General features: G+C 66.1%; 15 protein-coding genes. 10 read left to right on the top strand and 5 right to left on the bottom strand.

The features are described from left to right. Positions 1–18: 18 nt before the first annotated feature. From KCI33_RS03320 to KCI33_RS03330, 3 genes are all read right to left on the bottom strand, one after another. Complete coding sequence (locus KCI33_RS03320; protein ID WP_212523327.1) at positions 19–813, bottom strand: ABC transporter ATP-binding protein; 795 nt, start codon at positions 811–813, stop codon at positions 19–21. Then, complete coding sequence (locus KCI33_RS03325) at positions 813–1,529, bottom strand: ABC transporter permease (protein ID WP_349252170.1); 717 nt, start codon at positions 1,527–1,529, stop codon at positions 813–815. Before KCI33_RS03325 ends, KCI33_RS03320 begins: the two co-directional genes overlap by 1 nt. A 154-nt stretch (positions 1,530–1,683) precedes the next feature. Beyond that, positions 1,684–2,742, bottom strand: a complete 1,059-nt coding sequence (locus tag KCI33_RS03330) for an ABC transporter substrate-binding protein (protein ID WP_212523329.1) — start codon at positions 2,740–2,742, stop codon at positions 1,684–1,686. 150 nt (positions 2,743–2,892) lie between these two features. Here KCI33_RS03330 and KCI33_RS03335 point away from each other — a divergent pair, with 150 nt between their 5' ends. The 3 genes from KCI33_RS03335 to KCI33_RS03345 all read left to right on the top strand — a co-directional run bounded on the left by KCI33_RS03335 (position 2,893) and on the right by KCI33_RS03345 (position 5,500). Next, complete coding sequence (locus KCI33_RS03335; RefSeq protein ID WP_212523330.1) at positions 2,893–3,507, top strand: TetR/AcrR family transcriptional regulator; 615 nt, start codon at positions 2,893–2,895, stop codon at positions 3,505–3,507. A gap of 62 nt (positions 3,508–3,569) precedes the next feature. Further along, positions 3,570–4,421, top strand: a complete 852-nt coding sequence (locus tag KCI33_RS03340; protein ID WP_212523331.1) for a polysaccharide deacetylase — start codon at positions 3,570–3,572, stop codon at positions 4,419–4,421. A gap of 131 nt (positions 4,422–4,552) precedes the next feature. Then, the gene (locus KCI33_RS03345; RefSeq protein WP_212523332.1) at positions 4,553–5,500 is read left to right on the top strand and encodes a 2-hydroxyacid dehydrogenase; all 948 of its coding nucleotides are present in this window, start codon (positions 4,553–4,555) and stop codon (positions 5,498–5,500) included. Positions 5,501–5,522: 22 nt separating this feature from the next. Here KCI33_RS03345 and KCI33_RS03350 read toward each other — a convergent pair whose 3' ends face one another. Together KCI33_RS03350 and KCI33_RS03355 are read right to left on the bottom strand one after the other, a co-directional pair. Beyond that, on the bottom strand, positions 5,523–6,368 hold the full coding sequence (locus tag KCI33_RS03350; protein ID WP_212523333.1) for a fumarylacetoacetate hydrolase family protein: 846 nt from the start codon (positions 6,366–6,368) through the stop codon (positions 5,523–5,525). 14 nt (positions 6,369–6,382) lie between these two features. Beyond that, a complete protein-coding gene (locus KCI33_RS03355; RefSeq protein ID WP_212523334.1) occupies positions 6,383–7,078 on the bottom strand; it encodes a GntR family transcriptional regulator in 696 nt (231 codons plus the stop codon). Positions 7,079–7,296: 218 nt separating this feature from the next. On the opposite strand from KCI33_RS03355, the gene KCI33_RS03360 reads away from it, so the two are divergent. From KCI33_RS03360 to KCI33_RS03390, 7 genes are all read left to right on the top strand, one after another. After that, a complete protein-coding gene (locus KCI33_RS03360; RefSeq protein WP_212523335.1) occupies positions 7,297–8,301 on the top strand; it encodes a TRAP transporter substrate-binding protein in 1,005 nt (334 codons plus the stop codon). Positions 8,302–8,389: 88 nt separating this feature from the next. After that, positions 8,390–9,187, top strand: a complete 798-nt coding sequence (locus tag KCI33_RS03365; RefSeq protein WP_212523336.1) for a TRAP transporter small permease — start codon at positions 8,390–8,392, stop codon at positions 9,185–9,187. 3 nt (positions 9,188–9,190) lie between these two features. After that, on the top strand, positions 9,191–10,786 hold the full coding sequence (locus tag KCI33_RS03370; RefSeq protein WP_212523337.1) for a TRAP transporter large permease subunit: 1,596 nt from the start codon (positions 9,191–9,193) through the stop codon (positions 10,784–10,786). A gap of 55 nt (positions 10,787–10,841) precedes the next feature. Further along, positions 10,842–12,356 carry an altronate dehydratase family protein gene (locus tag KCI33_RS03375; protein ID WP_212523338.1) on the top strand — a complete coding sequence of 505 codons (1,515 nt, stop codon included), beginning with the start codon at positions 10,842–10,844 and terminating at the stop codon, positions 12,354–12,356. After that, a complete protein-coding gene (locus tag KCI33_RS03380) occupies positions 12,356–13,213 on the top strand; it encodes an NAD(P)-binding domain-containing protein (RefSeq protein WP_212523339.1) in 858 nt (285 codons plus the stop codon). Before KCI33_RS03375 ends, KCI33_RS03380 begins: the two co-directional genes overlap by 1 nt. Then, on the top strand, positions 13,210–14,094 hold the full coding sequence (locus tag KCI33_RS03385) for an NAD(P)-dependent oxidoreductase (protein ID WP_212523340.1): 885 nt from the start codon (positions 13,210–13,212) through the stop codon (positions 14,092–14,094). Before KCI33_RS03380 ends, KCI33_RS03385 begins: the two co-directional genes overlap by 4 nt. Beyond that, the gene (locus tag KCI33_RS03390) at positions 14,091–14,819 is read left to right on the top strand and encodes an SDR family oxidoreductase (protein WP_212523341.1); all 729 of its coding nucleotides are present in this window, start codon (positions 14,091–14,093) and stop codon (positions 14,817–14,819) included. The genes KCI33_RS03385 and KCI33_RS03390 overlap by 4 nt, the downstream gene beginning before the upstream one ends. Positions 14,820–14,889 lie beyond the last annotated feature (70 nt).

Raw genomic sequence — 14,889 nt, forward strand, 5'->3', positions numbered from 1 at the left:
CCCCGCTCTTGCCCATGCTCATTCGGCGTGCCGCCCCTCTTCGCGCATCAGGCGCATGAGGCGGGCCTCCAGCTCTCCATAACCGTCGAGCTTGACCACCCGCTCCTTGTCGGCGATGCGCCGGCCTCCCTTGAAGGCCGGGATGATCTCCTCCTTCAGGCGGCCGGGATGACTGGAGAGAAAGATGATCTTGTCGGCAAGAAAGATCGCCTCCTCCAGGTCGTGGGTCACGATGACCATGGTGGTGCTGGTCTTTTCCGCGACGTCGATCATCAGCTCCTGCATCAGCCAGCGCGTCTCGGCGTCGAGCGCGCCGAAGGGCTCGTCCATCAGCAGCACCTCGGGATCGTTGGCCAGCGTCCGCGCGATCGCGACCCGCTGGCGCATCCCGCCCGACAGCTGCGAGGGGTAGGCATCGGCGAATTTGCCCAGGCCCACGAGGTTGATGAAATGCGCCGCGCGCTCGCGCCGTTCGCCGGCGGGCACGCCGTTGATCTTCATGCCGAATTCGACGTTGCGGCGCACCGACAGCCAGTCGAAGGAGGTATAGGCCTGGAACACCATGCCGCGGTCGCGGCCGGGGCCGTCGACGGCGTGGCCGCCGATCACCACCTCGCCCGCGCTGGGCGTCTCAAGCCCCGCCATCATCCGCAGCACGGTGGACTTGCCGCAGCCCGAGGGGCCGAGCAGCACGCAGATCGAGTTGCGCTCGACATTGAACGTGATGTCCTGCACCGCCAGCAGCTCGCGCCCCCCGCCCAGGTCGAAGGTCTTGGAGACATTTCGGATTTCGAGAATGCTGTCGCGGTCCATCAGCGCTTTTTCCTCAGATAGGGGAACATCCAGCGGTGCAGCGCCGCGAACGCGAGGTCGAACAGCAGCCCCAGCGCGCCGATCACGATGATGCCGGACAGGATTTCGTCGGTTTTCAGGAAGCGCCGCGCGCGCATCATCATCGCGCCGATGCCGGTGGTGGAGGCCACGATCTCGGCGATGACGAGATAGGTCCAGGCCATGGCCAGCATCTGCCGCATGGCGACCACGATATCGGGCAGCACCGCCGGGAACACGACCTTCATCACCACGGTCGAGCGGCCCGCGCCCAGCGTCAGCGCGGTTTCCACCAGCTCTTCGCGGACGTTCTTGGTGTGGTCCATGATCAGCGTGATCAGGAAGAAGATCACCCCGATGAACAGCAGCGCCAGTTTCGGCGCCTCGCCGGTGCCGAACCACATCAGCAGGATCGGGATGAAGGACGGCGCCGGCAGGTAGCGCCAGGCCGACACGAAGGGGGCGAAGATCGCCTCGACCGCCGGGAAGCTGCCCATCAGCACCCCCAGCGGCACCGCGACGGCGCAGGCCATGGCGAAGGCCCCCAGCACCCTGCCGATCGAGATCAGCACGTCGCCGGTGAACCCGCGCTCGATGAACAGCTGGTAGGTGGTGGCGAACACCTTTTGCGGTGCGGGCACCAGCAGCTCATTCACCATGCCGGTGGAAGTGGCAAAGACCCAAATGGCGAAAAACACCACCCAGATCCCGATAGCGGAAAGAAAGCGCTGCCGCCTCCCCACCGGATGCCTGAGCTGAAAAAACCGCTTGGAACGACTGTCAGGGGACAAGGACCATACTCCGTGACGTAGACGGCCAGGGGGCGCGATGCGCCGCGCCCCCTGCCCCTGTTCAATGTGCCGCAAGCGACTGGCGGTAGCCCGAGGCCACGAGGTCGCCCATCAGGCTGCAATCCACGCCCTTGGCGGCATCGACGGTCTTGTCCATCAGGCCCAGCTTGACCCACCACTCGTTGGTCAGCGCGATCGAGTCCACCATCGAGCCATTGGCCATCCCGAACGGACCGTCGCCCTCCAGCACGCCGCACAGACGGGCCGATTCATCGAAGTCCATCATGTAGATGCCACCCTCGAAGCTCTTGCCGTTGGTGCCGATGACGTAGCCGATGTCCTCTTCCGGCCATTGCAGGAAATCGGCCATCAGCTTGTTGGTCTCCTCGGTGTGCTGGTTCCAGTAGCCCAGCCCCTCCCAGCGCGCCTTGAGCACGGCGAGCGCCACGTCGCGCTTCTCTTCGATGAAGTTCTTGTTCATGTAGAGGGCGTCCATGAAGATGCCGGTCTTCAGCACCTCCGGGTTGCCGGTGTTCACGACGCTTTTCGCGCCGGGGCTGGCCTCCAGCACCTTGGAGATCCAGGGCTCGTACATGTAGGCCGCCGACAGATCGCCCGACAGCATCGGCCCCACGGCCTCGTCGGCGTTCAGGTTCACCCATTCGACCTGGCCCGGGGAAATGCCCACCGAATCCAGCCAGATGCCCATCAGCAGGTGGCCGATATAGGCCTGCGGCGCGGCGACCTTCTTGCCGGCCAGGTCCGCGGTGTCCACCTCGGGGGCCAGGATCACATGATCGACGCCGTAGGACGGGTTGAGGAACGCCACGTTCACCACGTCGGTGCCGCGATCCACGATCAGCGGCGTGTAATCCGCGGTGCAGCCGTAGACGTCGATCTGCCCGGCCGCCAGCGCCGAATGGCCGCCCAGCGGGTCTTCGAAGATGGTGATGTTCAGGTCATGATCCGGGAGCAGGTCCTTCTGGCGCGCGACTTCCAGCATCGCGTATCCGGGCCAGGACACGCAGACCCCGACATTGACGGTTTCGGCGGAAACAGCGCCCGCGCCGCCCCCCACCGCGATGGCCGCCGCAGCGGCGATGTTCAGACATGGGCGCATGGTCTTACCTCACTGTTTGGTTTGCTTGGCTTTGTCGTTTCCCAAAAAATCGTATCGGATAAAATTTTTTATTCAATAAAAATTTATGCTGCGCTAAAGTTCCCTCATTCCGCCCGCCAAGCCCCGGGCAGCAGCAGTTGGGAGACCTCCGTGACCACCCTTCGAGCACGCCAGAAGGAAGACCGGCGAAACCGCATCGTGTCGTCGGCAAAAACCCTTTTCAGAAAGCACGGATACGAAAAGACCACGATCGAAGGCATCGCCGAGGCCGCGGGCGTATCGGGGGTCACGGTGCACAACTATTACGGCACCAAGGCCGGCGTGCTTCTGGCGCTGGTGATCGAAAGCGACAAGCAGCTGATCGAGCGGCTGGAAGACTCGTTGTCGCGCGACGAGGATGACCTGATCGAACTGACGATCCAGTTCGCCCGGCACATCCTGGACCATGCCATCGCGAATCTCGACAAGGAGATCTGGCGCCAGGTGATCGCGGCGGTGACGACCAGCGCGGGCACCCAGTTGACCAAGGCCTATTTCAAGCTCGACCAGCAGCTCGCCTTCGTGCTGGTGCGCCGGATCGAGGCGCTGCAGGCGGCCGGAAAGATTCCCGAAAGCGTGAACGCCGTGCATCTGGGCAAGGCGCTGTTCCATCTTGAGAACGCCCGTTTCATCCAGTTCATCTCGTCCGACGACTGCACCCAGAAGGACATCGAAGAACGCCTGCGCAACGACCTGACCGCCCTGTTCGCGGTCCGCGCGGCATGACGGCCGCGCCCGCCCTCCGGCCCGCTGGCGGCCGCCCTGTCACGCCCATTAAGGAGTAACCCATGTTCCTGCACCCGATCGACTGGCCCGAGGGGAAGCGCTGCGCGGCGGCGGTGACGTTCGATATCGACGCCGACTCGCTGATCCGCACCGCCCGCCCCGAGGACGCCGAGCTGCGGCTCCAGCCGGTCTCGATGGGGCGCTACGGGCCCACGGTCGCGGTGCCGCGCATCCTTGAGACCTACCGGCGGCTGGGGCTGCGCCAGACCTTCTTCATGCCCGGCTGGGTGATGCAGACCTATCCCGCGACGGTGGAGGCGATCCTCGAGGGCGGGCACGAGATCGGGCATCATTCCTGGTGCCACGAGGACCCGATGGAGCATTCCGACGACCGCGAGGCGGAGCTGTTCGAACGCGCGCTGGAGGTGCATGTGCGAATGACCGGGCGCAAGCCGCGCGGTTACCGCGCGCCGGTCTACAGCCTGACGCCCAGGATGGTCGATCGGCTGATCGCGCATGGCTTCCTCTACGACAGCTCGATGATGGCCGACGACCTGCCCTATCTGGTCGAAACGCCCGCCGGCAGCCTGATCGAGATCCCGCCACATTGGGGCACCGACGACTGGCCGCCCTTTGCCCATTTCGGCGAGATCGACTACCTCATGCCGGTGCGCGCGCCCAGCGACGGCATCCGCGCCTTCACCGAGGAATTCGACGCCGCCCATGAGGCGGGCGGGTTCTGGATGCCGGTGCTGCATCCCTTCCTGACCGGGCGGCTGGCGCGCTGGCGCGAGTTGGAAAGGCATCTCGAACGCTATGTCGCGCTGGGGGACGTCTGGTTCGCCCCGCTGGAGGACATCGCCGCCCATGCCGCAACGCAGGCCCCCACCCTGCGGCGCGAGCGCGTCGGCTGACCGCACCCTCCCCGGCCCGTCTTGCGCGACGGCGGTTCAGCGACGATAACGGGCCGGTCGAGGGCGAAAGCCGGCCGCAGAGCCGCCGCCGCGCCACTCGACCGCGGAGCAATGGACAGGGAGAGACGATCATGGCCGGCCCCGAGCTGATTGCGATCGGAAGCTATTTCGACTGGGACATCGCGGCGATGCAGGCCGCCTACACGGTGCACGCCGTGGACAGCCCCGAGGCGCTGACGGCACTGCCCGAGGCGCGGCGCCGCGCGGTCCGGGCGATCGCGTTCAAGGGCCACGCGCCGCTGGGCGCGGCGCAGATGGACCTGCTGCCCGGCCTCGGCATGATCGCCAATTACGGCGTCGGCTTCGACGCGATCGACGTCGCCGCGGCCCGCGCCCGCGGCATCCGGGTCAGCAACACGCCCAACGTTCTGAACGACGACGTGGCCGACCTGGCCGTGGCGATGCTGCTGGCGCAGTCGCGCAGGCTGATCGAGGGGTCGGACTGGGTGCGCTCCGGCGCCTGGCCGAAACAGGGCGAACTTCCGCTGAACCGCAAGGCCAGCGGCCGTCGCGCGGGCATCGTGGGGCTGGGCCGCATCGGGCGCGAGATCGCCGACCGGCTGGCCGCCTTCAAGATGGAGATCCACTATCACTCCCGCACACCCAAGGACACGCCCGCGGGCTGGACCTACCACGCCGACCCGGTGTCGCTGGCGCGCGCCGTCGACGACCTGTTCGTGGCGCTGGTCGGCGGGGCCGAGACCACCGGTTATGTGTCCCGGGAGGTGATCGAGGCGCTGGGCCCGGACGGGGTGATCGTCAACATCTCGCGCGGCTCGACCATCGACGAGGCGGCACTGCTGGACGCGCTGGAAAGCGGCGCGATCCGCGGCGCGGGCCTCGACGTGTTCCACAACGAGCCGAACATCGACCCGCGCTTCCTGAAGCTGGACAACGTGGTGCTGCAACCGCACCAGGGCTCGGGCACGATCGAGACCCGCAAGGCGATGGGCGAGTTGCAGCGCGCCAATCTCGCCGCCTTCTTCGCCGAAGAGGCGCTGGTCACGCCCGTCACCTGAGTGACGGGCGTGCCAATTCCGCTCAGCTGGCGGCGACGGCTTCCTGCCGCTGCGCGCCGAGGCCCTCGACCTCGATCTCCATGACGTCGCCGGGCCGCAGGAAACGCTGCGGCTTCAGCCCCATGCCCACGCCCGAGGGCGTGCCGGTGGCGATGATGTCGCCCGGGCGCAGCATCATGAACTGCGACATGTAGGAGATGATCTCGGCCACGCCGAAGATCATGTCCGAGGTGTTCGAATCCTGCATCACCTGGCCGTTCAGGCTGAGGCGCAGGTTCAGGTTCTGCGGGTCGGCGACCTCGTCGGCGGTCACCAGATAGGGGCCGGTGGGGCCGAAGGTGGGGGCCGATTTGCCCTTGATCCACTGGCCGCCGCGCTCGATCTGGAAGGCGCGCTCGGAGACGTCGTTGATGGTGCAATAGCCCGCCACATAGCTCAGCGCGTCGGCCTCGGAGACGTAAGAGCACTCGCGCCCGATCACCACGCCCAGCTCGACCTCCCAGTCGCTCTTCTCCGAGCCGCGCGGGATCACCACCGGATCGAACGGCCCGGACAGGGCCGAGGTCGCCTTGGAGAAGATGATCGGCTCTTTCGGCGGCTCGGCGCCGGTCTCGGCGGCATGCTTGGCGTAGTTCAGGCCGATGCAGTAGAAGTTCGGCACATCGGCCAGGCAGCTGCCCAGCCGGCCGGGGTTCTCGACCACCGGCAGATCGTCGATGGCGATCTGGCGCAGCGCGTCGAGCGCCTCCAGCGAGACCCCCTCGCCGCTGAAATCGCCGACCCGCCCCGACAGGTCGCGCACCGCACCGCGGTCGTCGAGAATGCCCGGTTTTTCCTGGCCCTCAGGCCCGAAACGCAAGAGTTTCATCCGCTCTCCCTTTGTCAGATGTCAGATATGTTGGTGGAATCCGGTATCCGGCCCGCCCGACGGGCGTCGCGCTCCTCGAACAGGTCCGAGATATTGATCAGGATGTGTTGGACGTGGCTTTCGATCTCGCGCGCCACGAACTCGGTGTCGCGCGCCTTCAGGCCGCGCACGATCTCGCCATGCTGATGCAGCGCGCGCGCGCGGTCGCTGCGCTGGCTGGCCGACAGGTAACGGGTGCGCCACAGCCGCGCGATATAGGCGCCGTGGGTCTCAGCCAGCGCGGGGTTGTGCGAGGCCTCGGCGATCGCGCGGTGAAAGGCCATGTCGGTTTCGAAGAAATCCAGAGAATTCGCGTCGCCCGATATCTCCAGCATCTTGTCCTGGAGGGCCGCGATCCGGTCCAGTTCCTCGGCCGTGGCGTTGGCGCAGGCCAGCTTGCCCGAAAGCACCTCCAGCGCGCTCATCACCGCGAGGTCGTCGGTCACCTCCTTGAGCGAGGGATCGGCGACCACCGGGCTGCGCGAGGGGCGCAGGATGACGAGCCCCTCCTTGGCAAGGATTCGGATGGCCTCGCGCATCGGCGTGCGGCTGACACCCAGCTCGGCCGCGTTGTCGCGTTCCTTGATGCTGGTCCCTGGCGCGAGTTTCCCCAACAGGATGTCGCGGCGCAGAGAATTCGCAATTTGCTCAGGAAGCGTATGAGTGCTCATTTTCTCGTCTTTGTTCAATCCGTTACCCAACGCACCTTATCAGCCATCCTCGATCCTTGGATATAGGTCCCTTGATAAATTTTGGTATACCAAAAATCGTTGATTGTCGAGATTGACTTGGTTAGCCTGCCCGGGCGTTCGGTATACCATCCCCAAAACACCAAGGGTGGCGCCGACCCCAAGCACATTTTTGTGCCTTGTTCAAAGGGAGGAAGACTATGACCTGCAAGACCTTGCTGATGTCGGCTGCCATGGCCGCCGCCATCGCCGTGCCCGCAACCGCGGAAACGCTGCGAATCCAGACTCATTACGCGCCGGAAACGGTCTCGGGCAAACTGGCCGCGCAATTCGTCGACGACGTGGAGACCATGTCCGGCGGCGATATCGACATCGAGATGTTCTACTCGTCCTCGGTCGTCAAAACGGTGGAGACCTTCGACGCCGCGGCCAACGGGATTCTCGACTGCGACATGACCGGCGGCGCCTACCAGACCGGCAAGAACCCCGCCTTCCAGTTCGTGGGCGACATCATGGGCGGCTACGACACGCCCTGGCAGCAATACGCCTGGCTCTACAACGGCGGCTTCGAAGCGGCGGATTCGCTCTACAACCAGTTCAACATGAAGCTGGTCGGCTGGTGGATCTACGGCCAGGAATCGCTGTCCTCCTCCAAGCCGATCGCCGGCCCCGCCGACCTGGTGGATTTCAAGTTCCGTTCGCCCCCGGGCCTGGAGACCGAGATCTTCGCCGAACTGGGCGCCAAGCCGATCGTGATGGATTTCACCGAGATCTTCACCGCGCTGGAAACCGGCATCATCGACGGCACCGATGCCTCGGGCCTGGCCAACAACGTCGGCCTCGGCCTCTATGACCTGGTCAAGCACGCCACCTATCCCGGCTTCCACTCGATGCCGTCGGACCACCTGGCCTGCCGCCTGGACAAGTGGGAAAGCCTGAGCGAGCAGCAGAAGCGCATCATCGACACCGCGATGCAGAAGCTGTCGTTCCAGATCGCGCTGACCTTCGAAGTGGCCAACAACGAGGCCGCCGCCAAGCTGCGCGCCGAAGGCGTCACCCTGCATGACTGGTCCGAAGAGGATCGCGCCTCCTTCCGCGCTGCGGCCCAGAAGGCCTGGCAGACCTGGGCGGACAAGACCCCCGAGGCCCGCGCCCTGGTCGACAGCCACATCGCCTTCATGACCCAGCTGGGTCTGATGAACTAGTAACGCCTCAACGGCATTCGAACAGGGCAGCCCCCCGGCCGGGGGGCTGCCCATCCTTCCCTGCACCGAGTTTGAGAAAGGGCCCACCATGCACAGGTCCGAGTCCGTCAAGGACATCATCTGGCCAACCGCCTTCATCATCTGCCTCGGGTATCTGATGTGGTACTTCCCGCAGTTCATCGTCCTGCTCGGCTGGGCGAACGATGCCATCGCATCGCAGAACCCGCCGGCGGACGCGCTGGATTTCCTGATGCTTTTCGGCGCGATCGCCACGCTTGTCGTGGGTATCGTCAAGGCCGACACGACCATCGGCGAGGGAGTTGTCGAGACGCCCTTCGACCGGGTCAGCCTTTTCCTCGGCCGCGCGACCATGATGCTGATCGTGGTCCTCGTCGCGGTCATGACCTACGAGGTCATCGTGCGCTATGTGTTCGAGCGCCCGACGCTCTGGGCCAACGAACTGTCGCTGTGGATGGCCGGCTTCATCTTCCTGCTGGCCGGGCTTTACGCCATGCAGCAGCGCAGCCATATCCGCATCTACCTGCTCTACGACGTCATGCCCCGCTGGCTGCAACGGCTGTGCGACATCATTTCGGCCGCGCTGATCGTGGTCTTCGCGCTGGCCATGGTTTACGGCAGCTACAACGAGGCGCATGCCAAGTTCCTGCGCTGGGAAACCTTCGGCACCGCCTTCGACCCGCCGATCCCGGCAACGCTGAAACCCATGATCCTGCTGCTCATCCTTCTGGTGGCGATCCAGGCGGTGTTCAATCTGATCGCCGACTGGAACAAGCTGCCAGAACACCATGCCATCATCGACGAAGAAGAGGTGGAGGACATCATCCACAGCGTCGAGGAACATTCCCACAAAGTCGAGAAAGGCTGATCAATGTTCGATATCGGAACCATTTCGACAATCCTGCTGGTGTCGATGCTCGTTCTGCTGGCCATCGGCATGCCGCTGGGCTTCGCCTCGGCCATTCTCGCCGTCGGCGTGCTGGTGATGAAATTCGGCCCCGACCTGCTGTTCGGAACCTTCGGCACGGGGCCGCTGAACATCCTGGCGCAACGGGTCTACGGGCTGCTGACGGACTATGTCCTCATCTCCATCCCATTGTTCATCTTCATGGCGAACCTGCTGGAACGCTCTGGCATCGCCAGCGAGATGTACAATTCGCTGAACGTGTGGCTGTCGCGCACCCGCGGCGGGATCGCGATCGTGACCTCGATCATGGCGGTGATCATGGCCGCCATGTCAGGCATCATCGGCGGCGAGGTGGTCCTGCTGGGCCTGATCGCGCTGCCGCAGATGCTGCGGCTGGGCTACAACCAGAACCTCGCCATCGGCACGATCTGCGCCTCCGGCTCGCTGGGCACCATGATCCCGCCCTCGATCGTTCTGATCATCTACGGCCTGATCACCGAGACCTCGATCAAGGCGCTGTTCACGGCCAGCTTCCTGCCCGGCTTCATGCTGGCATCGTTCTTCATCATCTACATCGTCCTGCGCACGCAACTGAACCCCTCGCATGCCCCCCTGCCCGAGCCCGTGCCCGGTGAGCCGGCAGGCCGCGAGAAGGGGCTGCTCTTCGGTACGTTCCTGCTGACCCTGATCGCGGGCTTCAGCAGCGTGCTCTTCCTGCGCGCGGTGTTCCTGACCGTCACCGGCCAGAACACGGCCGCCGAAGGGGTCGATTCCATCGCCTTCGGCACGGCCGATTACGTCGTGAAGTTCGGCGTCGCCACCGCGGTGGCCCTGGCGCTGATCTTCTTCGTGGCGGGCCGCGAGCGACTGGCGCAGTCCTGGAGCATGGGCAAGGGCCTGGTGGCGCCGCTGGTGGTGATCGGCGTCGTGCTCGGCTCGATCTACGGCGGCATCACCGGCATCACCGAGGCCGCCGGCATGGGCGTGATCGCGGTCGGCGTGATCGCCGCCATCCGCGGCGAGATGAGCGTCCACCTGCTGTTCGAAAGCCTCAAGCGCACGCTGAAATCCACCGGCACGATCATCTGGGTGACGATCGGCGCCACGGCGCTGGCCGGTGCCTACACCATCGCGGGCGGGCCGACCTACATCGCCAACACGATCATCGGGGCGGAACTGCCGACCATGGGCATCATCCTGATCATGATGGTGATCTTCCTGTTCCTCGGCGCCTTCATGGACTGGGTCGGCATCGTGCTGCTGGTCATGCCGGTGTTCCTGCCGATCGTGCTGCGTCTGCCGGTCGAGGAACTGGGCGTGTTCGGCAATCTCGATCCGCGCCATGTGGCGATCTGGTTCGGCGTCGTGTTCACCATGAACATGCAGGTCAGCTTCCTGTCGCCGCCCTTCGGACCGGCCGCGTTCTACCTGAAATCCGTGGCGCCGCCGCATATTTCGCTGACCGACATCTTCCGCGGCTTCATGCCCTTCATCGGCATCCAGCTGCTGGCGCTGTCGGTGCTGCTGATCTGGCCGCCGATCGTGTCGCTATTCCTGTAAACTGGGCGGCGGGCCGCACGGCCCGCCCCCGATCCCTTTCATTAGGACCCGAGACATGACCTCCCAAACCCAGACCTCCCCCGCCACGATCCGGCTGGACGCGGCCGACAATGTCGTCACCGCCGTGCGCCCCCTCGTCGCCGGCGAGGAGGGCGCCACCCAGCCCATCCCGCGCGGCCACAAGATGGCCACCGAGTTCATCGCCAAGGGCGGGCGGGTGCTGAAATACGCACAGCTCATCGGCTATGCCGCCGCGGATATCGCGCCCGGCCAGCATGTGCACACTCACAACCTCGAATTTCGCAACGTCAGCCACGATTACGAATTCTCGACCAACCTGCGTCCGGTCGAAAAGGTGGCCAGGCCCGACACCTTCATGGGCTACCGGCGCGACAGCGGCCGGGTCGGCACGCGCAACTACATCGCGGTGCTGACCTCGGTGAACTGCTCGGCCACGGCGGCGCGGATGATCGCGGCGCATTTCACCCCCGAGGCGCTGGCCGCCTATCCCAACGTGGATGGCGTGGTCGCCTTCGTGCATGGCACGGGCTGCGGCATGGCCGGCTCCGGCGACGGGTTCGAGGCGCTGCAGCGCGTGATGTGGGGCTATGCCCGCAACCCCAATGTCGGCGGCGTGCTGATGGCGGGCCTGGGCTGCGAGATGAACCAGATCGACTGGCTGATCGAGGCCTACGGACTGACCCCCGGCCCGCTGTTCCAGACCATGAACATCCAGGACGTGGGCGGCATCCGCAAGACGGTGGAGCTGGGCATCAAGAAGATCGAGTCCATGCTGCCCATCGTCAACGAAAACACCCGCACCGAATGCCCGGCCTCCGAGCTGATGGTGGCGCTGCAATGCGGCGGGTCGGACGCGTGGTCGGGCATCACCGCCAACCCGGCGCTGGGCTATGCCTGCGACCTGCTGGTGGCGCAAGGCGGCACCGGCGTGCTGGCCGAAACGCCCGAGATCTACGGCGCCGAGCACCTGCTGACCGCCCGCGCGGTCAACCGGGATGTCGGCGACAAGCTGGTCGGCCTGATCAACTGGTGGGAGGATTACACCGCCCGCAACCTGGGCAGCATGGACAACAACCCCAGCCCCGGCAACAAGAAGGGCGGGCTGACCACCATCCTCGAAAAATCGCTGGGCGCGGCGGCCAAGGGCGGCACCACGCCGCTGACCGGCGTCTACAAATATGCCGAGCCAGTGACCGCCCGCGGCTTCACCTTCATGGACAGCCCCGGTTACGACCCGGCCTCGGTCACCGGCCAGATCGCCTCGGGCTGCAACCTGGTGGCCTTCACCACCGGGCGCGGCTCGGCCTTCGGGGCGAAGCCCTCACCCTCGATGAAGATCGCCACCAACACCGAGATGTACAACCGCATGGTCGAGGACATGGACGTCAACGCCGGCCGCATCCTGACCGAGGGCGCCAGCGTCGAGGAGGTCGGGCGCGAGATCTACGAGATGCTCCTGCGCATGGCCAGCGGCGAGAAGAGCAAGTCCGAGGCGCAGGGCCTGGGCGACTACGAGTTCGTGCCCTGGCAGATCGGCGCGGTGATGTGATGGCGGCACCGGGCGCATTGCGGGCGGGGCTGATCGGCGCGCATATCGGGCGCACCCGCCTGCCCGCCGCTTTGCGCATGATGTGCGAGGAAAGCGGGCTCGATTTCGCGTTCGAGCTGATCGACACCGCCGACCGGCCGGAGTTCGATTTCGAGGAAACCGTGGCCGCCTGCCGCGCCGCGGGCTGGAAGGGCGTCTCGGTCACCCACCCGCACAAGGCGCAGGCCGCCGACTGGGTGGACGGCGCCATGGCCGCGGGGCTGCGCGGGCTGGGGGCGTGCAACACCATCACCTTCGGCCCGCCGCTGCGCGGCTTCAACACCGACTACACCGGATTCCTCTCCGCCTGGCGGGCGGAGCGCGGGGCCGCCCTGCCCGGCCGCGTGGCGATGGCGGGCGCCGGCGGCGTGGCGCGCGCACTCGGGCCGGCGCTGGCCCGGCTTGGCGCGCGCGAGATCGCGATCTGGGATGCCCGCCCCGAAAGGGCCGAGGAACTGGCGCAGCGCATCGGCCCGGCGGCGCGCGCGGTGCCCATCGCGCAGGCCGCCGAGATCGCCGCGGCCAGCGACGGGTTGGTCAACGCCACGCCCCTGGGCATGGCCGAATATCCCGGTTCGGCCTTTCCCACCCCCCTGTCCGGCGCGCCTCAATGGGCCTTCGACGCCGTCTATACGCCCACCCGGACCGCCTTCGTTCAGGCGGCGGAGGCGGCCGGCGCACAGGTGATCACCGGCTTCGCGCTGTTCAAGCACATGGCGCTGCGCACCTTCGAAGCCTACACCGGCCTGCCGCCCGACGCCGCGCGGATCCTGCCCCGGCTCGACTACCTCATACCTGACAAGGAGTTGACGACATGAGCAAACCGACAATCGGATTTATCGGCCTGGGCCTGATGGGCTCGGCCATGGTGGAATGCATGCAAAAGGCGGGCTATGACGTAACCGTTCTGGGCCACCGCGACCGCACCGGCATCGAGGCAGCGCTTGGCCGCGGCGCGACCGAGGCCGCAAATGCGCGTGAAGTGGCGGAGAACTCCGACATCGTGATGTTCTGCATGGGCACCTCCGCGCATGTCGAGTCCCGCGTCTATGGCGAGGACGGCGTGCTGGCCGGCCTCAAGGACGGCGCGATCGTGATCGATTTCGGCACCTCGCTGCCTGGCTCCACCAAGAAGATCGGCGCCGATATGGCCGCCAAGGGCGCCACCTATCTGGACGCGCCGCTGGGCCGCACGCCCGCGCATGCCAAGGAAGGCAAGCTGAACATCATGTGCTCGGGCGACAAGGCGGCCTATGACAGGGCCAAGCCGGTGCTCGACGCGCTGGGCGAGAACGTGTTCCACCTCGGCGAGCTGGGCACCGGCCACACGATCAAGCTGATCAACAACTTCTTCGCCATGACCACCGCCTGCGCCATGTCCGAGGCCTTCGCCCTGGGCGACAAGGCCGGCGTGCCGCGCGAAAAGCTTTATCAGGTGATGTCGGCCGGCCCGCTGCATTCGGGCATGATGGATTTCGTCAAGGCCTTCGCCACGGAGAAGAGGATCGACCTCGCGTTCTCGATGAACAACGCCGCCAAGGACGTAGGCTATTATCGCAGCATGGCCGAGGAACTGGGCGCGGCCTCGCGGATGTCGGCCTGCGCCGCGGACACCCTGGCCGAGGCGATCGAGGCGGGCTGGGGCGACCGCATGGTGCCCGAGATGGTCGACTACCTCGCCGGGAACATCCAGAAATGAGCCGCCTCATCGGAAAACGCGCCTTCGTCACCGCTGCCGGCCAGGGGATCGGCCGCGCCATCGCCGAGGCATTCGTGGCCGAGGGCGCCGAGGTCACGGCGACCGACCTGAACGGCGGCTGGCTGGGAGGCATCGGCGCGGCGCATGCCTTTGCGCTGGATGTCACGGACAAGGCGGCGCTTCAGGCGGCCGTGCGCGAGGCGGCGCCGGACCTGCTGGTCAACTGCGCGGGCGTCGTGCATTCGGGCTCCATCCTGGAGGCCACGGATGACGAGTTCGACTTTGCCGTGAACCTGAACGTGCGCGCGCAGATGCATGCCATCCAGGCGGCGCTGCCCGGCATGCTGGGCAAGGGCTGCGGCGCGATCGTCAATATCAGCTCGGTCTGCTCGTCGATCCTGGCCGCGCCCAACCGCTTCGTCTACGGCACCACCAAGGCGGCGGTGATCGGGCTGACCAAATCGGTGGCGCTGGAATATGTGACCCGGGGCATCCGCTGCAACGCGATCTGCCCGGGCACGGTGGACAGCCCCTCGCTGCACGAAAGGCTGCGCGCCACCGGCGACTACGAAAAGGCCAAGGCCGATTTCATCGCCCGCCAGCCGATGGGCCGGATCGGCACGCCGCAGGAGGTGGCCGCGCTGGCGGTCTACCTGGCAAGCGACGAATCCGCCTTTACAACCGGACAGGCGCATGTGATCGACGGCGGCTGGGCCGCCGGCTGAGGCTGAAACGGCCGGGGCCCTGCCCCGCTGCCGCGCGCCATCCCGGCGCGCGGACCTACTCTTGGGACTG

This window comes from Actibacterium sp. MT2.3-13A (assembly GCF_018139985.1).
GTDB lineage: Bacteria > Pseudomonadota > Alphaproteobacteria > Rhodobacterales > Rhodobacteraceae > JAGSOU01.